Annotated in this window: 18 protein-coding genes; 3 read left to right on the forward strand and 15 right to left on the reverse strand. The window is 25.8% G+C overall.

The window, feature by feature from the left end:
* Window positions 1-461, forward strand: a 461-nt coding sequence (locus tag OC680_RS00005; RefSeq protein WP_320411966.1) for an HIT family protein, incomplete at its 5' end; no start/stop codon positions are given.
* Window positions 462-550: 89 nt separating this feature from the next.
* A complete protein-coding gene (gene trhA / locus OC680_RS00010; protein ID WP_304515072.1) occupies window positions 551-1,228 on the forward strand; it encodes a PAQR family membrane homeostasis protein TrhA in 678 nt (225 codons plus the stop codon).
* Window positions 1,229-1,487: 259 nt separating this feature from the next.
* Here the strand turns inward: trhA and ruvB are convergent, their stop codons facing one another.
* Both ruvB and ruvA read right to left on the reverse strand, forming a co-directional pair.
* Window positions 1,488-2,492, reverse strand: a complete 1,005-nt coding sequence (gene ruvB / locus OC680_RS00015; RefSeq protein WP_304515073.1) for a Holliday junction branch migration DNA helicase RuvB — start codon at window positions 2,490-2,492, stop codon at window positions 1,488-1,490.
* Window positions 2,493-2,505: 13 nt separating this feature from the next.
* The gene (gene ruvA / locus OC680_RS00020; protein WP_304515074.1) at window positions 2,506-3,066 is read right to left on the reverse strand and encodes a Holliday junction branch migration protein RuvA; all 561 of its coding nucleotides are present in this window, start codon (window positions 3,064-3,066) and stop codon (window positions 2,506-2,508) included.
* 311 nt (window positions 3,067-3,377) lie between these two features.
* Here ruvA and OC680_RS00025 point away from each other — a divergent pair, with 311 nt between their 5' ends.
* A complete protein-coding gene (locus OC680_RS00025; protein ID WP_304515075.1) occupies window positions 3,378-4,163 on the forward strand; it encodes an RHS repeat domain-containing protein in 786 nt (261 codons plus the stop codon).
* 854 nt (window positions 4,164-5,017) lie between these two features.
* Here the strand turns inward: OC680_RS00025 and OC680_RS00030 are convergent.
* From OC680_RS00030 to prfB, 13 genes are all read right to left on the reverse strand, one after another.
* On the reverse strand, window positions 5,018-5,827 hold the full coding sequence (locus OC680_RS00030; RefSeq protein ID WP_304515076.1) for a 5'-3' exonuclease: 810 nt from the start codon (window positions 5,825-5,827) through the stop codon (window positions 5,018-5,020).
* A gap of 56 nt (window positions 5,828-5,883) precedes the next feature.
* Entirely contained in the window at window positions 5,884-7,248 is a 1,365-nt protein-coding gene (locus OC680_RS00035; protein WP_304515077.1) for a signal recognition particle receptor subunit alpha, read from the reverse strand.
* A gap of 32 nt (window positions 7,249-7,280) precedes the next feature.
* Window positions 7,281-8,288, reverse strand: coding sequence for a signal recognition particle-docking protein FtsY (ftsY, locus tag OC680_RS00040; protein WP_420887956.1), 1,008 nt, complete (start codon window positions 8,286-8,288; stop codon window positions 7,281-7,283).
* 181 nt (window positions 8,289-8,469) lie between these two features.
* Window positions 8,470-10,287 (reverse strand): type I DNA topoisomerase, encoded by a 1,818-nt coding sequence (gene topA / locus OC680_RS00045; RefSeq protein ID WP_304515079.1) that lies wholly within the window; start codon window positions 10,285-10,287, stop codon window positions 8,470-8,472.
* 79 nt (window positions 10,288-10,366) lie between these two features.
* Window positions 10,367-11,230, reverse strand: coding sequence for a ribosome biogenesis GTPase YlqF (gene ylqF / locus OC680_RS00050; RefSeq protein WP_304515080.1), 864 nt, complete (start codon window positions 11,228-11,230; stop codon window positions 10,367-10,369).
* Window positions 11,231-11,238: 8 nt separating this feature from the next.
* The gene (locus tag OC680_RS00055; protein ID WP_304515081.1) at window positions 11,239-12,024 is read right to left on the reverse strand and encodes a hypothetical protein; all 786 of its coding nucleotides are present in this window, start codon (window positions 12,022-12,024) and stop codon (window positions 11,239-11,241) included.
* A 179-nt stretch (window positions 12,025-12,203) separates the two neighbouring features.
* Window positions 12,204-13,466, reverse strand: a complete 1,263-nt coding sequence (gene tilS / locus OC680_RS00060) for a tRNA lysidine(34) synthetase TilS (protein ID WP_304515082.1) — start codon at window positions 13,464-13,466, stop codon at window positions 12,204-12,206.
* A gap of 2 nt (window positions 13,467-13,468) precedes the next feature.
* Window positions 13,469-15,229, reverse strand: a complete 1,761-nt coding sequence (aspS, locus tag OC680_RS00065; protein ID WP_304515083.1) for an aspartate--tRNA ligase — start codon at window positions 15,227-15,229, stop codon at window positions 13,469-13,471.
* Window positions 15,226-16,497, reverse strand: coding sequence for a histidine--tRNA ligase (gene hisS, locus OC680_RS00070; RefSeq protein WP_304515084.1), 1,272 nt, complete (start codon window positions 16,495-16,497; stop codon window positions 15,226-15,228). The genes aspS and hisS overlap by 4 nt, the downstream gene beginning before the upstream one ends.
* Window positions 16,498-16,928: 431 nt before the next feature.
* Window positions 16,929-18,074: a tRNA 2-thiouridine(34) synthase MnmA gene (gene mnmA / locus OC680_RS00075; RefSeq protein WP_304515085.1), complete on the reverse strand. Its 1,146-nt coding sequence runs from the start codon at window positions 18,072-18,074 to the stop codon at window positions 16,929-16,931.
* 4 nt (window positions 18,075-18,078) lie between these two features.
* On the reverse strand, window positions 18,079-19,890 hold the full coding sequence (locus tag OC680_RS00080; protein ID WP_304515086.1) for a nitrilase-related carbon-nitrogen hydrolase: 1,812 nt from the start codon (window positions 19,888-19,890) through the stop codon (window positions 18,079-18,081).
* Between the two features lie 110 nt (window positions 19,891-20,000).
* Window positions 20,001-20,726 (reverse strand): YitT family protein, encoded by a 726-nt coding sequence (locus tag OC680_RS00085; RefSeq protein WP_304515087.1) that lies wholly within the window; start codon window positions 20,724-20,726, stop codon window positions 20,001-20,003.
* Between the two features lie 71 nt (window positions 20,727-20,797).
* Window positions 20,798-21,892, reverse strand: coding sequence for a peptide chain release factor 2 (gene prfB, locus OC680_RS00090; RefSeq protein ID WP_304515154.1), 1,095 nt, complete (start codon window positions 21,890-21,892; stop codon window positions 20,798-20,800).
* Window positions 21,893-21,905: the final 13 nt, after the last annotated feature.

Raw genomic sequence — 21,905 nt, forward strand, 5'->3', positions numbered from 1 at the left:
GTACAATTAAATTAGAAATTTATGATATAGGAGAAATTTATAATATGGCCACTATTTTTAGCAATATTATCCAAAGAAAAATTCCAAGTTATATTATATACGAAGATAACTTAGTAATAGCTTTTTTAGATATTTCCCAAGTTACTAAAGGCCATACTTTAGTTATAACCAAGCAAGAATATTCTAGTATAATTGACGTACCTAATAATGTTTTTGTCCATTTATTCCAAATAGTTCATAGAATAAGCCAAGTTTTAATGAAAACTTTCAAAGCTAAAGGTTTTAATTTGCTTAATAATAACGGAGAAATAGCAGGACAAAAAATACCACATTGTCATATACATATAATACCTCGTTATAAATTACAAGAAGTTGATTTTATTTTTAAGAACAATATGCATAAACTCAAATCAACAGACTATGAAAAAATCCAAAATGATATTCTTAATAATTGGAATTAATAACAAAAAGATGCTTTTTTAATTAAAACTTATCAAGTAAATAAAAAACATTGTGTAAAAATAAAAAAAGGATATGGTAATAATAAATTATGCAATGGCCAAGAAAAAAAAGTAAGACTCAAACAACAGGCGAAGAGATTGCAAACGCTATTTCACATGGTTTAATGATTCCTTTTAGTATTATTATTTATTTTATATATAAAAGAATTTTTTTGCAATCTAAAAGCATTCCTAAAATATATTTAATGTTATTTACGGGAAGTATGTTGGTTCTTTACTTATTTAGTTGTTTATATCACTCTTTAGCTTTTGCAAAAAATAAGCGCATTTTAAACCAACTAGACCACATCGGTATCTATTTATTAATCTGGGGTAGTTTTATTCCTTTTTTATTTTTAAATCAGAAACTACAACACCCTATTTGGTATTTAAAGATTATTAATTGGGGAGACTTTTTTTTCATTATCCAAACAATAGTTGTATTTTTAGGTATTTTTTTCAAAATATTTTATTTTAAGAAAGGTAACCGAATACATTTGTTGTTATATCTAATATTGGGTTGGAGTGGTATTTTTTTAATAAATACTTTGAAATATTCTTTAGCGATATTATTTTTGTTGTTACTAGAAGGAGTATTTTACAGCACAGGGGTTTTCTTTTATTGTAATTCACAGAAAAAATATTATCATTTTATTTGGCATTTATTCGTTATAATGGGAAATATTTGTCATGTTTATGCTATTTATTTGTTTATAAATAGATTATAAATAATTTTTTTATTAGCCTGGAAATTAAGTTGCATTAAAAAGTTTTATATTTATGATGCTTCCGTTTCGATACTATTAAAAATCATATTTACACAAAAACTTTATTCGAATTTAAACTTAAATATTTTTGGTATTTAAAATAAAACTTTTCTATTTTATCATAACTTAATTAAAATAACTATATAAATTTCATTATATAACTAAAAATTAACTTTTGTTAATTGATCAAGTTCCAATTTGCCAAATAACCAAAAATAATTCAATTAATTTTTTTTTTATTTTTGCGCAAAAGACTTATAGTCAAGCTAGTAGCTATTCGACCTTTAATAGTTCTTTTAACATATCCTTCTTTGATTAAATAAGGTTCATAAACCTCTTCAATCGTAAATATTTCTTCTCCTATTGTAGCTGCAATATTCTTAATACCTACAGGCCCACCATTAAATTTATAAACTAAATTAGTTAAATAATTATAATCAGTTTCAGTTAACCCGTTATCATCTATTTTTAACTTTTTTAAAGTTTCTAAAGTGATTTGATGAGTAATGATTTTATTGGAATAAATTTCTGCAAAATCTCGTACTCTTCTAAATAAACGATTAGCTATTCTAGGAGTCCCTCTGCTTCTTTTAGCTAATTCGATCAAAGCTTTTTGTTCAAAGATATTGCCATAAATAGATGCTATTCTTTCTAAAATTAATTTTAATTCTTCTTCTGTGTAATAATCTAGTTTAAGAGTAAGACCAAAACGATCTCTTAAAGGAAAAGAAATCTGGCCAAATTTAGTTGTAGCTCCAATTAAAGAAAATGGAGCTAAATCAATTCTAATAGTTCTTCTTTCGTTATCTTTGCCAATAATAATATCTAAAGCATAATCTTCCATAGCAGAGTATAAAACTTCTTCTATAGCTTTTGGGAGACGATGAATCTCATCTATAAACAAAATATCTCCAGGTTGCAGACTACTTAGAAGAGCTGATAAATCCCCAATCTTTTCCATAATTGCCCCACTTGTAATTTTAAAATTAGCTTTTAATTCATTAGCTATGATTTTAGCTAAAGTAGTTTTACCTAACCCAGGAGGCCCATAGAATAAAAGATGATCCAAAGGTTCTTTTCTTTTTTGCGACGCTTTAATATTAACACTTAAAAGATGTTTAATATTTTCTTGTCCTGTATACTGGTTTAAAGTTTGTGGTCTTAAAAATTGTTCATCTTTATTGTTATTATTAATCTCTTGATTTATAAAATTTTTTTTATTCATATATAAATAAATCCTATTTTTTTAAATTTAAAAGCGATAAAGCTTCTTTAATCATTAATTCTAAACTTTGGTTAGAATCTAATTTATATAAAATCATTTCTATTGTATGTTTTTTAAACCCTAAGTTCAGTAAGGCTTCTTTGACATCTTTTTGTTTACAAGTTAATTTATTTTTATCTGTGATAAACAAATTATTTTTTAAACTAAAAAGAATTTGTTGAGCAGTTTTGTTACCAATTCCTGGAAATTGTATTAAAAAAGATATATCATCATCTTGAATAGCTTTTTGAACTTGAGAACAAAATTCAGGATTAGTCATTACTATAGCACTTTTAGGGCCTATGCCTGGAAGAGCAATTAATTTTTTAAAAAATAAAAGAGATTCAATATCAACAAAACCATATAAAGAACGTATATTTTCCTGGATATGATAATAGGTAAACAATTTGATTTTCTGATTTAGCTGAAAAATATAAGGATTGCAAAAATAAATTTCGTAACCGATATCATGGTTTTCAATAATTATAATATTATTATTAATTGATTTAACTGTGCCTATAACATAATAATACATGATCTTTTTCCTCCTAATATTTCTAATATTTTAGATTTTATGAAAATACGGCTAAAAATAATTTTATATGGCGCTTACAAATTAATTATTGATCTAAAACTAATACTATATAATGCTTGCCAATATTTGATTTTATGTACAAAAACAAAGTTGAAAGACAAGCATCTTGGAATTAAGATAATTTTTATAAATAAAGAAAGTATATTTTGTATACTTATAGCGTGGTACAAAAGATAATTATTTATAATTGTACTTTGAAAATAAAAATAAATAGCAAATAATCATTAGAAAGCGAAGAAATTATATTATACATGAATCCGAACGCGATTATGAAAAGTTTTTTATTCATATGTTTAGCCGTAATTAGTATATTTTTACTTCAGAGTTATTATGAAATAATAACATCATATAGCAGTAAAAAACAATTTACAGAAATAAGAAATAAATTTAATTGCAAAGGGCAATTATTATCATCATTAAATGATAATGAAAACCCAAAAAATATTTACACTTCCAGTATTTTTAAATTTAAACCAGTTGCTAGATTAGATGATGAAGGCAAAATAGAAGTTATGTACGATTATAATCAACAAGCACTATTGCAAAGGAAAATTTATAAACAAGATAATCAAATTTATTACTACGAATATAATGCCCAAAATCAAATTATAAAAAAAATAAAAACCAAAAACGAATTTTTTCTAAGTGAAGCAAATCGACAAAATTTTTATTTATACGAATACAATGATAAAGATCAATTAATTACTATTAAAAATAATCAAAATCAAATTCAATTTGAGTATCAATACGATAGAAAAGGCCAGTTAATTAGAAAAATAAAACATAATTTGCATGGTAAGCCTGATTTTTATAAATCTGTGTATATTTATAAATATAACGATAAAGGACAAAGAATCGAGAAACTATATGATAGTATTATTCGCTTTAAAAAAAAATTGTTTTTTAAATATAGCACTTATAAAAAAATAAATCAGCTTATATATACTTATAAGTATAATAACGAAAATCAAAGAATTAAGAAAATAACCAAAAACGGCAATGAATATACTTATAAATATTATGAATTTGAATCATGAGATTAAAAACAAACCCGTGAATAAACAAAAATAAAAACAATCATGCACGATTGTTTTTATTTTTTAAATTATATTTTTTAAAGAAATCGCTTAGTAAATGTTGATTAAATGATTGTATATTAGTTTGTATATCGGGATAGAATCAATGTGTTCGTGCCATTTGTAACGGTCCATTACATGTAAGCCCCCCACACCACCGTACAAGCAAATTTCTAAGCATACGGCGGTTGAGTAAGTAAAATTACTCTTTTTCTTTCGCCTTGTGAATGGCTTTCCCATTCGCCTTGGTCGGTCAGTACATCTAAATATTCCAATTTAAACTTTGAATTTCCGACGACTACTACGATGTTGCTTTCTCCTTGCTTTTCATCAAATATGTTTTAATTTTCTTAAAATTAAGAAAAGTTTAGGAGGATCAAAGTTACTCTTAATATCTACCAAAACAGTTTTAGGGGAAATAACCTATGCTTTTCATCTGTTTCTACAATAAAACAAAACTTTTACAGCTAGGTGAGTTTGAGGTTAATTTTTTTGCCATGTTACAAAACATGATAATAATTTTATATATCGACTATATGAAATATATAAACGCCCTCAAGTTACAGATTAACTAACTAACTTGAAAACTTAAGTTTAATGTTATTCTATAAGTTCTTTATTACTCTGCTTTTTTTCTTAGGCCTATTTCAAGGCTTCACCATAACTATTCTTTCCACTTGCGTATTATTATCAGCTAAGATAACTTTATCTTAAACTTAAACCGCTTTTATGTTTTGCTGTAATCTAAATTTCTTTCGATTTTTAAATCAAACATATGTGGTCGTATATTATTATGATACGTGTAATTGGTTAAATTACTCGACATTAAGGCATCTTTTGCGCCCATAGTCAAAAGATAAAGGAACAAATTCATTTAATAGAACTAAGAAACGATTAAAAAATAACTTTTCTTTAAAATCAATAAATTTTATTTTTAATTTATCTGGCATTTTTTCTAAATTTCTAAAAAGATTATCTAAACTTTCGAATTGATTTAACAATTTAGTAGCAGTTTTAGGGCCAATAGTAGGAATGCCTTTAATATTATCTGAAGAATCCCCTACCATACTTTTAAAATCAACGATTTGTGATGGTTTTAAATTATATTTATGCCATAAAAATTGAGGATCATAATAAATAACTTTTGTTAACCCTTGTTTAATTAAACAAACAGTAATATTGTTATCAATAAGTTGTAAAAAATCTTTATCACTAGAATAAATAAAAGTCATGATATTATTAATACTAGCTTGTTTAGCAATAGTAGCAATAATATCATCAGCTTCGTAACCGTCTTGAGAATGATATCTAATACCTGAAAGCGTTAGATACTCTTTAGCTAAATTAATTTGTTTGATTAGAGATGGAGGAGTAGGGGCACGTCCTTTTTTATAATCTAGATATATTTCGTGTTTTTTGGTTCTATGTTTTGAATCAAAAGCGACTAAAATATGTTTTTGCGTTTTAGCCAAAATTTTTTCAAACATATTAATGAAAATCATCAATGCACGCAAATTTTCATTTGAATCATTTGCGTTTGGATTTAATTTATTTTGTTTATAAAAAGTAGCATAATAAGCCCTAAAAATTAATGCATTACCATCAACTAAGATCAAATTTTCCACTCTTAAATTTTGCCCTTCTAAAATTTAACATAAAAGAATTTCATGTCCATCTATTTTTATTTTTGATTAATAAACTTGTTTAGTAGATCTTGGTAATTAGAATTATCTCCTAGATTAGAATCTAAATTCTTAATATTTTTAGCTATCTTTTTCTGCTTTTCAAGGAAATCTATCAAATAAGTAATTTCTTTGAAAGTAGTCCCAGAACCTTTCATAATTCTTGTTCTTCTACGATTATTAAATTTAATCAATTGAGGATCTAGTTTTTCTTCTATAGTCATACTATTAATAATTGATTCAAGTTTATTGACAATATTATCTTCTACCAAAGGCATATTCTGTATTTGAGAATTTATTCCAGGAATAAAATTTAGCATTCTTTTTAGAGAACCAAATTTTTTTAACATATTTAATTGTTTTTGGAAATCATAATAATTATAATCCTCTTGCAAAAGTCTATCTATAAGTTTTTCTTTTTGTTGTGAATTTATTTTATCTTCGATATTTTCCATTAAAGTTAAAATATCTCCCATCCCTAAAATTCGAGATACTATGCGTTCAGGATAAAACAATTCAAAATTATCATCATTAGGTTTTTCAGATGAAGAAATAAATTTAATAGGTAGTTTAGTAATATGTTTAATTGATAAAATAGAACCTCCTTTAATATCAGCATCCATTTTAGTCATAATAACTCCCGTAGCGGTCATTTGTTCATGAATTTTTTTAACTGTATGAGCCACTTGCTGTCCTAAAAGAACATCTGCTACAATTAAAGTTTCTACAGGTTTGATTTTTTCTTTAATATTTTTGATTTGTTCAAAAACTTCTGTTGTTATAGAAGAGAATCCTGCTGTATCGATAATTACGATGTCAAAATTATTCATTTGAGCATATTGTAACCCGCCATGAATAACATGTAAAATCTTTTCGTTGGGGTGAGAAAAAACATGAATGTTAATTTTATCACCTATTTCTTCTAGTTGCTGAACAGCTCCTGGTCTGTAATGATCAGCAGCGATCAATAAAACTTTTTTCTTCATCTTACCATGAATTAAAAAAGATAATTTACCAGCTACTGTTGTTTTGCCGCTTCCTTGAAGACCAACCAACAAAATAATATTTAAATTATTTTTGGTTAAACTAAGAGATTCTTCTCGCGGCCCTAAAATTTCTATTAAAGTGTTTTGGATAATCTGAATGATTTGTTCTTGTGGAGCTGATCCTTTTAGTATTTGTTTTCCTAAAATTTTTTGATAAATTAATTTATTAAATTCAGTAATTACTTCATAATCTACATCAGATTCTAAAAACGACAATCGAACTTCTTTCATGATTTCTTCTAAATCATTTTCTTTAAAATATTTTTTTCTTCGAATGACATTGATTATTTTTTGTAAATTTTGGTTTAAAAAACTCATTTATTTATTTTCTCCTTTTATCCCTTATTCCTTTATTCATTTGTAAAATTTTCTGCATTATATTTGCCGCTATCATCAAATAAATTATTTACATAATTTTTTATATCAAAGGCAATTAAATCTTCTGGGTTTTCTCCTATACCTAGATATTTTGTAGCAAGATTGTAGAGATATTTAACTGATAAGATTAACCCGCCTTGAGCTGCCCCATCTATCTTAGTGAAAATAACCCCCGTTATAGTTATTCTTTGTTGAAATAATTCTATTTGATTTAAACCATTTTGTCCTATCATAGCATCTAAAATTAAAAAAGTTTCATGCGGGGCTTGAGGATCTTGTTTGGTAATTACTCTTTTGATTTTTTCTAGTTCTTGCATTAAATTAACTTTATTTTGTAATCTTCCGGAAGTATCGCATAGAATAAAATCAAAACTTTTATTTTTGGCATATTTTAAGGCATTAAAAATAAGACTAGAAGGGTTAGTCGTGTTATAATTAAAAAAAACTTCACTTTGAATTTGTGTACCCCAAACTTTTAATTGTTCAATTGCCCCTGCTCGAAAAGTATCACCAGCAACTAAAAGAACTTTTTTACCTTTTTTTTGCAGTTGCGCAGCTAATTTAGCAATAGTAGTAGTTTTACCTACGCCGTTAACCCCAACAAATAAGTATATTTTAGGTGTCTGTTGAATAGTATGAGACATCTCTTTTTTTGCGTTTATGTTTTCACATATATCATTCGCATGATAAAAAGATAAAATTTCTTGTTTAATTAAAATTAATAATTCTGTAGATTGATCAATTTTATTTTTTTTCATAGTCATTTTGATACGCGATATCAAAGCATTAGTAGTTTGGATGCCTACATCTGCTTTAATTAACAAAATTTCTAGTTCGTCTAACCAACTTACATCAATAAATTTTTTATTTTTTATATTAGTTGCCCATTTAGCAAAATTATTTTTAACTTTTTGCACACCTAAAAAAGAAGTTTTTTTTCTTTTTTGTTTAAAAAAATTCATTAAAAAATTCAAAAACACAACTATTATTCCTTTCTTTCCCTATTTTTACTCTAATTTGCGGAATAAACCAATTAAAATTTCTATATTAATTGGAGACAACAACAAATAATATCATAAATTAAATTTGTTTCTCTTGAAATTTTTTATGCAAAAAACTTATTCTCTTTTTGAGCATAGATATTTTCCTCGAGAAAAAATTTTATTTCTTATCCTTTAAGTCATTTTGACTTTGTAGAGAAACAATGTTTTTACATTTAGGGAAAGCACTACAGCCTAAAAAAGAACCGTATTTGCCTTTGCGTTCTACTAAAAAAGCATCACACAAAGAACATCTTTGGTCTGTTAAAATAGGTTTAACTATTTTTATTTGTTTATCTGCTACCATAAAAAGTTTCATAAAATCATGATAAAAATTTCGTAATACAGATAATTTATCTAAATGACCGCCAGCAATAGCATCTAATTGAGCCTCCATTTTAGCTGTATATTCAAAATTAACAAAAGAGGCAAAAAAATTATCTAAAATCTTTTTCGTAACCATTCCCTGTTCTGTACAAATCATTTTTTTATCTTTTATTTGAATATAGTATCTTTTTTTTAGTGTTTCGATAATACTAGAATAAGTAGAAGGTCTACCTATTTTTAAATTTTCTAGAGTTTTTACTAAAGAAGCTTCGTTAAAATATGCGGGAGGAGTAGTAAATTTTTTGTATGAAATAACACTTTGCGGCGAATAATCTTGATGTATTTTTAAAGCAGGCAACAAAATTTCTTTAAATGGGTCATATTCTAATAGTTTGTAGTAACCATCAAAAACTACTCGGTAGCCTTCTGTAGTAAACAAATATTTTTCTACCTGAAAAATGAGTTTGGTTTTATGAATAAATGCTGGCGACATTAGACTAGCTAAAGTTCTTTGGTAAATCATATTATACAAAGACATTTCATATTTATTTAAATAGGCAGTTAAACTTTGTGGAGTGTTTTGACAATCAGTAACTCTTATAGCTTCATGTGCGTTTTGTATTTGTTGTTGTCTATGCGGCTTGTAATCCTGTAAATATTTTTTGCCATATCTATGTTGAATCCATTGTTGAGCTTGAGTGACAAAAGTTGTAGACATTCTAAAAGAATCAGTTCTCATATAAGTAATTAAGCCAGTTATTTTTCCATTTATTGCTACCCCTTCATAAAGTTTTTGAGCTGCGATCATGGTCTGTTTAGCACTCATAGAAATATTTTTAAAAGCTTCTTGTTGTAAAGTGGCAGTAATAAAAGGTCGAGGAGGGGTTTTAGTTATTTGAGTTTGTTTTACTTCTTTTAGCCAAAAACTTTTATTCTTGATTTCGTTAATAATTTTTTTAGATTCAATTTCCTTCATTTTATAATTTGTAGGTTTAACTACTAAATTAGCTTGAAATTGTTGAAATATAGCTTTAATTAAATGATACTCTTCGGTAACGAAATTTTTACGTTCTTCTTCTCTCTCAGCAATTAATTTTAGAGCTACAGATTGAACTCTACCAGCTGATTTAGATTTTATTCTTTGCACTAAATGAGATAATTTAAAACCAATAATTTTATCTAATATCATACGAGTTTCTTGAGAGTGCACTAAAAATTCATTTATAGTAACAGGGTTTTGAAAAGCTTGTAAAACTACATCTCTGGTCACTTCAGTAAAAAAAATTCTATTTCTATCTGTTTTTTTTAAGTTTAATATTTGGGCTAAATGCCAAGCTATTGCTTCTCCTTCTCTATCTGGGTCAGTAGCTAAAAAAACGTTTTTTCCACGAGTTTTTCTTATTAAATCTTCAACTATTTTTTTTTGCCGAGGAATAATACAATAATCAGGTGCAAAATCTTTGTGAATATTAATTCCTAAACGATCTTCGCCTTGTAAAGATAAATTTCTAATATGACCTTTCGAAAATAAAACTGATACTTGGTTATTAAAATAATGACTAATTGTTTTGGCTTTAGAAGGAGATTCCACAATAATAACTTGCAATTTCATTGCTAACACGTTATCCTTTCTGAAAAAAAGATCTGATTATTTGTATGTTTTATTAAATATTAATTCAATGATAACATCATCATAAAGATAAATCCAAATCAAAATTAACTTTATCTATTTCTTTGTTAGATATTTTATGTAAAATCATATCTAAAACTTTATTTTCATCTGGAACATTATTTTTAGATAGATATCTATTCTTCTTCTTTATAACATTTAACAAATTATCGCCTTGCAAATCTTCATCTGTCAATTGAAAACATTTTTTTAAATTTTGATAATAATGTTTTTTTAAATATGTCAAACTATAATTAATTATAGGTTCTTTTAAGAATAAAGTAGATTTAATGCAACCGCAAATAGCTAAAGCATAGCTCATTTCGGGAGTATTTAACTTATAATTTAATACACCAGGAGTATCTAATAACCTTATTTTATTATTTAAATTTATCCATTGTAATCTTTTAGTTATTCCTGGTATATTAGCTGTTTTAACAACTTTTCTACGTGACAGACAATTGATCAAAGTAGATTTACCAACATTAGGAACTCCGACAATCATCAATTTTAACGTTAATTTATTAAAATTGGGATTTTTTAGTTTCAATATTTGCCTAATATAAGGATAAATTTTATCGATATTATTTTTATGTTTAGCATCTATCGGCAAAGTAGGTATTTGTTTTTGCCGCATAAAATTCGTAAAAATACAAATTTTTTTCATATCTGCTAAAGAAACTTTATTTAATAAAAGTAAAACAGATTTGTTATTTAATACTTTTAAGAGTTCAAAATTCATACTTGAAAAAGGAATACGAGCGTCTAAAACAATTAATATTAAATCAACTAATTTTAAATTATTTTGAATTTGTTTTAAAGTTTCTTTCATATGATCTGGAAACCATTTAATACAATCCATCATTAAATAACCATCATTTATCATTTATTTTGTTAATTATTATCTTTATTATCTTTATTATCTTTATTATCTTTATTATCTATATTATTTTGTTTATTTATTGCTTCGCGTAATTCATTTAAATAAGATTCTAAATTTTGATCCGATGTAAATATCTTTTTACTATAAATTTGATAAACTTCTTCTCCTAAAATCAAAAGAATAGCTATTCCTATTTTTTCAAATAACATATTATAAATATGATGAAAAAAAATTTTTTTTATCCAATGAAAAGGATTAATCAAATTTAAAGAACCACTAACCACATTAAATAATTTATTAGTTTTTTTCATTTTTTGAATATATTTTTTATCTATTAATTTTTGTTTTAATGTAAAAATCTGTCTTAAAGACATTTTTTTAAAAATACATAAAACTTTATTTTTAAATAATCCATCAATTCTTTTATGAAGATATTCTACCAATGATAAAGTTTCGCCAAGGGTTAATTCTAAATGAGGGAACGGTGAACTACTATGATAATTAGAAGCAATATTCAAAGTTAATCGGCATGCTTCGTCAAATAATACTAATATATAATCATCTTTTTTGTGATGAATTTGATTTAGAAAGTTATTTTGATGTTGTTTAATTAATGAATTAATTTTATCATCTATCGAAATATGCTTTTTTTTTAACGCAATTTTAAAACTTTTATTAAAATTTTTAACAACTAAAAATAAATAACCTAGTAAACATAAAACAACACCAGAAAAACAACCTGCTGCAAAAACACCAAAAATTTTAAATTGATTCCATAAATAATTAATCATCAACATAAATTAAATCCTTTTTAAAGGGTTATTTTTATAATTATTTGATAATAAAACTCTCTTGTAGTCTTGCTCACTTTATTATAAGCGAAATCTTTTGAACAAACTAGATCTATCATATAAGTTTTATATTGTAAGTTCTCAAAAAAAATTATAAAAATATTTATAATGTATTTAGTTAAGCATCAAACATTTTGCAGTCCGAGAAAAAGAATATTTCGATCTCCCAAAGTTTTATTAATATATAAATGAGGGATCCATATAATTTGATTGTTTTGGTCTGTTACAAGCCATAATTGGTTTCTTTTAAATAAGGCAATTTTTTTATCAATGAAAAATTTTTTTAGTTTTTTTTTGCCGAAAGCAAAATATAATATATCTCCTGGTTGTCTTTTTCTTATTTTTAAAGGAAATGAAATTTTGGCATCATCAAAATATATTCTTATTTGTGTAAAATTAAAATATTTGTTTTCGCTAACACTCCAATATAATGCGGGTTCAGAAGATGATTCTACTTGCGTCTGTAAAGGCGATAGTGGTTTTATTTGAAAAAACAATTGATTATATATTTTGACTAAATTCCACTGTTTATTAAGCTTCCATATAATATTTGGTTTGTTATGATTATGAATACCTTTAATAATATTAGTTATTATAATAAAATTTTTACTAATTTGGTTTTGTTCTAGTAAATAAAGAATGACATCTTTTTGAACTGCAATATGTAATTGTACGAACATTTTTATATCTAAAATATTTGGATTTATTTGTTGCGATAAGAATAAATAAGTTTGTTGCCTTAGGAAAGCGCTTATTTCTGATATTTGTAAATGAAATTTTTTGATATTTTTTAAAAAATTGTTTTCTTGTTTAAAAAAAGGAATGATATAATTCCTTATTTTATTACGGGTATATCGATCTGATTGATTAGTGGAATCTTCTAAAAAAGGAATTTGATTTTTATTAGCATAAGCTCTAATCTGTGTTTTATTAGTATATAAAAAAGGTTTCATAAAAAGAAAATCTTTTATACAATAAATATCTTGCATACCGCTATATCCTGATAAAGAACTGCCTCTTAAAACCTTTAAAAAAATAGTCTCAGCTAAATCATCTAAATGATGAGCTGTTAATATATAATTAGTTTTGTATTTTGTAGCTATTTCTTTTAATTTAATTTTACGTAATAAACTAGCTTCGCTTTGAAAATTTTTAGTAGAAATATTTAATTCAACATAATGGAAAGGGATTTTTTTATTTGCGCAATATTCTTGGATCAAAATTTTATCTTGAATAGATTCTTGCCGTTTTAAGTGATTAAAATGTACTACAATTAAGAAAAATTTCCGATGATATAAATAATCTAATAAAACCATTGAATCAACGCCGCCGCTTACAGAAATAATATATTTGTGTTTCGGATTTAATTTAACTAATAAATTTATCATTATTAATCGTTCTTTTTGCTTTTTTTGATCGGTTTTAGTTTTAGAATATCCAGTTGTGATTTATCCACGGTGCTTGGTATTGCTAACATTAAGTCTTGAGCACTTTGAGTTTTTGGAAAAGCAATAACATCTTTAATGTCATGAGTTTTAGTTAAAAGCATAGTTATACGATCTAATCCTAAAGCAATACCACCATGCGGTGGTGTCCCATATTTTAAGGCTTCTAATAAAAAACCAAACTGTTTTTGCATTTCATCTGAGGAAAAACCTAATCTTTCAAACATCAATTTTTGGGTATAGTATGTATGATTTCTTAATGAACCTCCTCCAATTTCATAACCATTCCAAACCAAATCATAAGCATTTGCTTTAGCTTGTTGAGGATTAGCAAGAAACATATCTATGTTACAAGGGGCCGTAAAAGGGTTATGCACAGCATAATATCTTTTTTCGTCAGCTTTAAATTCCAATAAGGGGAAATCAATTATCCATAACAAAGACTCTTGCTTAAAATCAATTAAATTTAAGTCATAACCTAATCTTGTCCTTAAAAAACCTAAACTTTTCAAACAATTATTTTGTAAGCCTTCCTGTTTTAGATTATCTATAATAAAAAAGCAACACTCTCCTTCTGCCAAAAAAGAGACTTTTTTTATGTAAGAGCTAAACTTACCTTTTAAAACATAATTTTGTTTGCGTAAAAAATGTAAGTCTAATTTACATTGTGTTTTAATTAGATGTTGATATTTTGATATTTGGCTAGATGTAAGTTCATAAGAAGTATCTAGAGTATTAATCTTAATCCCTTGAATAACTACAAAATTACTATTATTCCCTAAATATTGGGTATGAAAATTACATGTTAAATCTTCAATGAACAAGCCAAATCTTAAATCTGGTTTATCTGAACCATATTTTTTCATAGCTTTTTCATAAGTTATTGTGAGAAAAGGTGATTTAATTTTTGTTTTTAAAAATTGTTTGAATAAATTAATCATAATTTCTTCGGTTAAACTCATAATTTCTTTTTGAGAAAAAAAAGATGTTTCAATATCAATTTGAGTAAATTCTGGTTGTCTATTAGATCTTAGATCTTCATCTCTAAAACAACGAGCTATTTGGAAGTACCTTTCGAATCCGGCCACCATGTATAATTGTTTAAAAATTTGAGGGGATTGAGGTAAAGCATAGAAACGATTAGGATAAATGCGCGATGGCACTAAATAATCTCGAGCGCCTTCTGGAGTAGATTTAGCTAGTAAAGGAGTTTCTAATTCAAAAAAATTATTTTGTAAAAGGGTATTTCTAATATTTTGAGTAATATGATGTCTTTGAATTAGATAATTCTTCTGGTTTTCTCTTCGTAAATCTAAATAACGATACTTTAACTTATGTTCTTCTGTGCTTTCGTTTTTTCCTTCAATTGCAATATTCAAAGGTAATGGTTGTGCTTCGGCTAAAACATTCCATTCTTCTATGGCAATTTCAATGTCCCCGGTTTTTAAACTGCTGTTTTTACTAATTCTTTCAATAACTAACCCCTTAACATCAACAACAGTTTCTATGGTAACTGAAGCGATTTGTTTGTACTGTTTATGACGATGATCTACTATTAATTGCACTACTCCTGAAACATCTCTTAAAATTAAAAAAATTTTATTACCTAAATTTCTTTTCCTAGCTATCCATCCTTTTAAATAAACTTGTTCTCCTTTTTGTAAAATAGTAATATCGTTATTAGAATAACTGTATTTAATTTTCATTTACACAATTCCTTTTTGAAAAAATCAACAACTTTTTCAGTCTCTAAAATATAAACATCTCTACTAGAAACCTTTTTAACTGTTATTTTGTTATTTTGAATTTCTTTTTGGCCTATAAAAATAAGATACTTAGGATTTGTTTTTAAAGCTTTTTTAAGGTAGTTAGCAAAATTACTTAATTTATAATTCATTTCTATTTTAATATCATTTTGTCTTAATTTCTTCATTAACCAGAAAGATTGCAACAATAATGCCTCATCTAAAACTAACATATAAACATCTAGATTGTTTACAACAATATGATCCAAAAGATTATTATCTTGAAGGGCAATTATTAAACGTTCCATTCCTAAGGCAAATCCCATACAATTTGTTGCAGAACCACCAAAAAGTTTTGTTAATTCGTTGTAATTACCGCCTCCTCCTAAAACTAGTTCATTTTGATTTTTTTTTAATGTGGTAGTTATCTCAAATACTGTATCAGTATAATAATCTAAACCTCTTACTAAAAATGGATCAATTTCCAAATTAACTTGAGCTTGTTGTAAAATAGATAATATTTGGTTAAACTTCTTTTTTGATGCAGGGGTTAAATGATCTAAAATAACAGGTGCTTTTTGTAGAAATTGTCTATGACGACATATTTTACAATCAAAAATTCTTAATAAATTACACTGCATTCTTTTTATACATAAAACACACAAGTCTTTTTGATATTGTTGGACATAATTTTTAAAGATAACTAAAAAAGATTGACGAGTGGCTAAATCACCTAATGTATTAATCTTGATTTTAGCTTTTTTTAACCCTAATGTTGATAAAATATCATAGGATAAAATAATAATTTCTGCCTCTGATAAGTAATTCGTAATTCCTATAATCTCCGCTCCCAATTGATGGAATTGTCGATATCTTCCGTATTGTGGTCTTTCATAACGAAAAAATGGGCCATAATAATAAAATTTATAAAAATGAGGAATTTTAAAAAGATTATTTTCTATATAACTTCTAATAACAGCTGCTGTGCCTTCTGGCCTTAAAACAATTATTCTTTCTTTTTTATCTTTAAATTGATAAGTTTCTTTTAAAACAGTTTCAACATAAGGAGTAGCTCGGTAAAAAACTTCGTTATATTCTATAATAGGAGTTCGTATTTCTTGAAAATTATATCGATCTAGAATAGTTTTTATTTTAGTTTCTATATATTGCCACTTATTTACCTCATCGAAAATAAAATCATGAGTACCTTTGATCTTTTTCACTATCATTTTGGTTAAAATCCTTTATATGTATTTATAAATGGAATCTAAATTTAGCTTGTACGCAAAACAGAAACTTTTGCTTTTTTATCTAATATTTTAAAAACAGACTAGTTAAACAAATAATGCTTATGATTATTAAACTTAAGATTTTTAAAACAAATAATTTAAATTTTCTATTAGTAACTAAAAAATCCAACAAATCTTATTGAATTGTTATGTTAGTATATTTGCTTAATTTCCACTTGTAAAACATTCGTCCTAAATAAAAAAATTAATGCTCATTTCGCTACTTATTGTTTTTGCCTAATATATTCTCAAATAATACCTAATTGAAAATATCTAATTGAGATAGAAAATAACATGAATTACAAAGAATTAATATAGAATAATAGTTTATATAAATTTCTTTAATAGTTAAAATTTTATTCAATAAAATACTAAGTATACAAACGCTTTTGGTTTTGATAATAAACTTCTTTAATCATTCCTGCACCTAAACAAAACTCATTATAATAAAAAGCACAAACTTGTCCAGGAGTAACTGATTTAATAGTTTTTGGGTAATAAACTTTCAAAACTTTTTTATTGATCCAATCAATTTCTACATCTTGATCTGGTTGACGATAACGAAATTTAGCTTTCAATTTCATTCTACCACAATTATTGAAATTCTTATAAGATCTCCAAACCACATTAATGACCAAAGCAGAATCGCTATATAAATAAGGACTATTATGATTTTGGTCCACATAAAGTGTATTAGTTTTTAAATTTTTACCTACTACGAACCAAGGTAATGAATTATTATTTATATCTCCTAAATTTAAACCTTTTCTCTGCCCAATTGTATAATAAATAACTCCTTGATGTTGTTTTAAAACTTCATCGTTATTGATATTTTTAATAACCCCTTTTTTAATAGGGAGATAATTTTGTAAAAAAGATGAGAATTTTCTTTCTCCAATAAAACAAATGCCAGTAGAATCTTTTTTGTGAGCAGTAACTAAAGATTCTTGAACAGCTATTTTTCTTACTTGGTTTTTAGTTAAATTACCCAGAGGAAAAATAATTTTATTTAGTTGTTTGTGTTGCAACTGAGAAAGAAAATAGGTTTGGTCTTTAGAAACATCTAAAGCTTTAGTCAAAATATTACGTTTGTTTTTTAAAGTAACTTTAGCATAATGACCCATAGCAATATAATCTGGTTGAAACTGTTCAGCATATTTAATAAAAGTTAAAAATTTAATATGATTATTACATAAAACATCTGGATTAGGAGTCAAATTTTTGCTTAAAAATTTTAGAAAAGAAGTAAAGACTTGGGTCCAATACTCATGAGAAAAATCTACTTGATGACATTTTATATTTAATTGTTGAGCGATTTTAAGAGCATCCTGAAAATCCTGTGCTTGAGGGCAAATATTATTATTAATATAAGGATTACCTTGAATATCATAATTTAAACTACTATCCCAATTACGCATGAAAATACCTTCAACTTCATAATTATGTTTTTGTAAAATCAAAGCAGCTACACTACTATCAACGCCCCCCGACAACCCAATAATTACTTTTTTTTTCATAGTTTTATTTTAGTACTGTTGATCTACGGCAATCAACAGAAAGTTTTAATTCTGTTCTGGGAGAAAGGCTATTTTCAAAAATCTTGGGGCCAGGTGCTACTTGTTGTCTTTTATATTGATTTATATAAAATTGTGTCAAATAATCTTCTGTCAAAAATAAACTTTTTTCTGCAGATAAAAGAAAAGTTTTTTCTATTAAAAAAGAAATTTTATTTTTAGTGAAACTATATTTTAAGTAATAATATAAAATAAAATCTTGAATGATAACTTTCTCAGTTAAAAAACACTCTATTTGTTGTAAATAAAATTTTTTTAATTTGCGGCTTAATGAAAAAGTATTTTGTTTGAAATGAAATAAAATTAATTCTGTCATTGAGGTATTAGATAATCCGCTATTGACGTTATATATAAAATCATAGTTATATAACCTTGGGCTTAATTGGCCTAGAGATATGTTAGATAAATTATCGTTCTCCAATAAAACAATATTCTTTTGACATTGGGATTCAACTTTTTCTAACTTAGTTAAATAATTTAAAATCATTCTGTTATTCCGTTTAATGCGTGTAGTTTTATCTTTAGACAATGAATGATTAATAATATTTTTGATACCTGATTTAAGCAAAAATTTTTTCATTAAAATAACAAATTCTTTATTATCATTATAATAATCTAAAATAACAATCAAATCATCCCATGGTTTTTTATTAACTTGAAAACTTTGGATAACCACTAAAAGAGTTATCAAATCGCTGAATTTTACAGTTATTGGCAAAACTACCCTACTGTTTTCAAGAGAGTATAATTTATTTTGTAGGAATAAACATTGTAATTGATTAGATAATTTTAATTGTTCAGATAATTTATTTTGTGGCAAAAAAGGCTTTTTAGAAAAAGGTCTTTCAAATTCATAAATATCATTTTCTATTATTTGAAAATAAGATTTCCATAAAAAAGAGTTTTTGCCTATTTTTTGATCTGCGTAAGTGGTATCAATTTTACGTTGATGTTTAATAGCATCTATTGACACATCAACTATTAAATTAGTATCTGTATTAAAAATATCTTTTTCCCCAATAACCTCCCCTAAAACTGCTGCAATTTTATGATTGGAAAATACTGCATCGTCTGACGATTCTGTTGTACCATTACTAGTGTAAAAATATCCTCCAATTTGTTTTCGAGAATGATTGACAACTGCCATACGTCTTAATTCTTTTTTACCAATATGCTCAGTCGAAGCAGACAGATTAAAAATTAAGTGCGCTCCATTAAGAGTTAATAAATCACTAGGAGATTCCATTGTCCATAAATCCTGACAAATTTCTACTCCGAAACTAATATCAAAAAATTGATTCACAAATAAAATATTTCCGATAGGAACCTTTTGTTCTAAAAAAACAACTTCTTGCGTTTCGATTATTTTACCAGATTGAAACCATCTTTTTTCGCTAAATTCTTTGTAGTTCGGAATAACTTGTTTAGGGACAATTCCCAAAATTTTCTTTTTTTGTATAACTACAGCCACATTAAAAATAACTTCTCCTAAAATAAAAGGCATACCAATTAGGTATACGCCTTCAAAAGAAACATTATCAAGAATATATACCAAAGAAATCAAATTTTCCTGATAAAAAGCATTTTCGAAAAAAAAATCTCCTACTGTATAACCACTTAAACATAATTCAGGGAATAAAACAAAACTTGCTTTGCTATTGTTTAAAATGTTAACAATTGTTTTGGCATTTGCCAAAGTATCACCTAAAGATAAATTTGGGTTAGATAATTCGATTTTAATAAAACCATTTTTGTACATTTATTTATGACAAACCCTTTCTAATGAAGTAAATAATATAATTCAAAAATTTTTTAATATTACATAAAATTTTAATTTTATATAAAAAAACTTTTATCATCCTAAATTATTTACTTTGTCGTTTTTTTTAAAATTTTTAATTTAACTCTTTTTTCCATTATTAATCCAATAATAAAAACAGATACTAATGATAATAAAAGTCTTAAGAACATTTCCATAAAAACACTTATCCAATTATAATGTTCAATACTTTCTAGTACTGCAGAAATCAATATTAGTAAACCATCTGTTATGAATGAAATAGTAATAAAATTCATCCCATAACCATCTTTTAAAATTTGTTGAAAAATATCCATTCCACCGGTAGTATATCCAAGTTTCCTAATTTCTGAGAGAGTAAGTCCGATAAAAAAACCTCCTATAACAGAAGCAACCATTAACTTAAAGTATTTGTTATCAAAAGAAAACATGTCTAAAAATGTAACTTTTGTTGCATTAAATATCCAAGATAATAAAAATATAACTAAATTTAAAATTATTACTAAAAATACAGTTTTGCCTACAAAATCTTTACCACAACATCGGTATCCAATAATTAGAGCTACAATATTATAAAAAAACATAAAAAAAGTTATAACTAAATTGGAAGTAAAAATATCTTTTTTTGTTATAAATACTAATATCTTGCTGGTGATCATTGACAAACCATCTATTCCTCCTGTATTCAACTTACTTCCAAATGTAAATAAATAGATAGATAAAGCTAAGCCAATATCATTTAAAATAAGTAAGAACCATCGAGATTTATTAAAATTTAAAAATTTGTCTTGCTTCATATTTTCATTCCTCAAAAAAATTTTTTGTCTCTTGAAAAGCCAATATCAGAATTAACAAGATAAATCATTTTCTATTTTTTTCTCAGAAAAGCATTAATAAAATCATCTAAATTACCGTCCATGACATCACTGATATTAGATAATTCATAATTAGTCCTGTGATCTTTGACCATTTGATAAGGATGGAAAATATAACTTCTTATTTGTGATCCCCAACTGATGTCTTTTTGTCCGGCCTTAAATTCTCTTTCTTTTTCCTTTTGTTCTTTAACAGCTAATTGCAACAATTTAGTTTTTAAAATTTGTAAAGCTTTTTCTCTATTTTTAATCTGGCTTCTCTCATTTTGGCAATTAACAACAGTATTTGTAGGTAAGTGGGTGATTCTTACAGCTGAATCAGTGGTATTAACATGTTGACCACCAGCCCCACTACTTCTAAATACATCTATTCTTAGATCTTGTTCTCTAATATCTATCTTGATCTCATCGTTAATTTCAGGCAATATATCACAAGAAGCAAAAGAAGTATGTCTTCTAGCATTAGCATCAAAAGGCGAAATTCTAACTAACCGATGTACTCCTTTTTCTGCTTTTAAATGCCCATAAGCATAATTGCCTTTGATCAGAAGGCTAACTGTTTTTAACCCTGCTTCTTCGCTTGGTTGTAAATGAAGAATCTCAACTTTAAAATTTTTTTTTTGTGCATATTTTTGATACATACGAAATAATATTTCGCACCAATCTTGGGATTCTATGCCTCCGGCTCCAGAATGCAACATTAAAATAGCATTATTTTCATCGTAAGGTTGATTTAATAAAATTTCAATTTCCAAACTTCTAACATCTTTTTTAATCTTTTGCAATTCTTCTGATAAAAATAAAAAATCTTGATTTTCTTCGTTACTTTCTGCTAATTCAAATAAAATAATTAAATCATCATATCTTTTTTTTAAATCTAAAAAACGATTAATTTCATTTTTTAATTTATGTAATTCTTGCGCAACACTAACCGAATTTGTATTTTTATTCCAAAAATCAGATTGTTCCATTAATTGGCTTAATTCAGATATTTTTTGGATTTTTAGTTCTAAGTTTATATTTTGTTCAAGATGAGATAGAGTTATATTTAAATTATTTAAAATCTGATTAATTTCATATTTGTCCATTTTGATCAATAAA

This window comes from Candidatus Phytoplasma melaleucae (assembly GCF_030588185.1).
Taxonomy (GTDB): domain Bacteria; phylum Bacillota_I; class Bacilli_A; order Acholeplasmatales; family Acholeplasmataceae; genus Phytoplasma; species Phytoplasma melaleucae.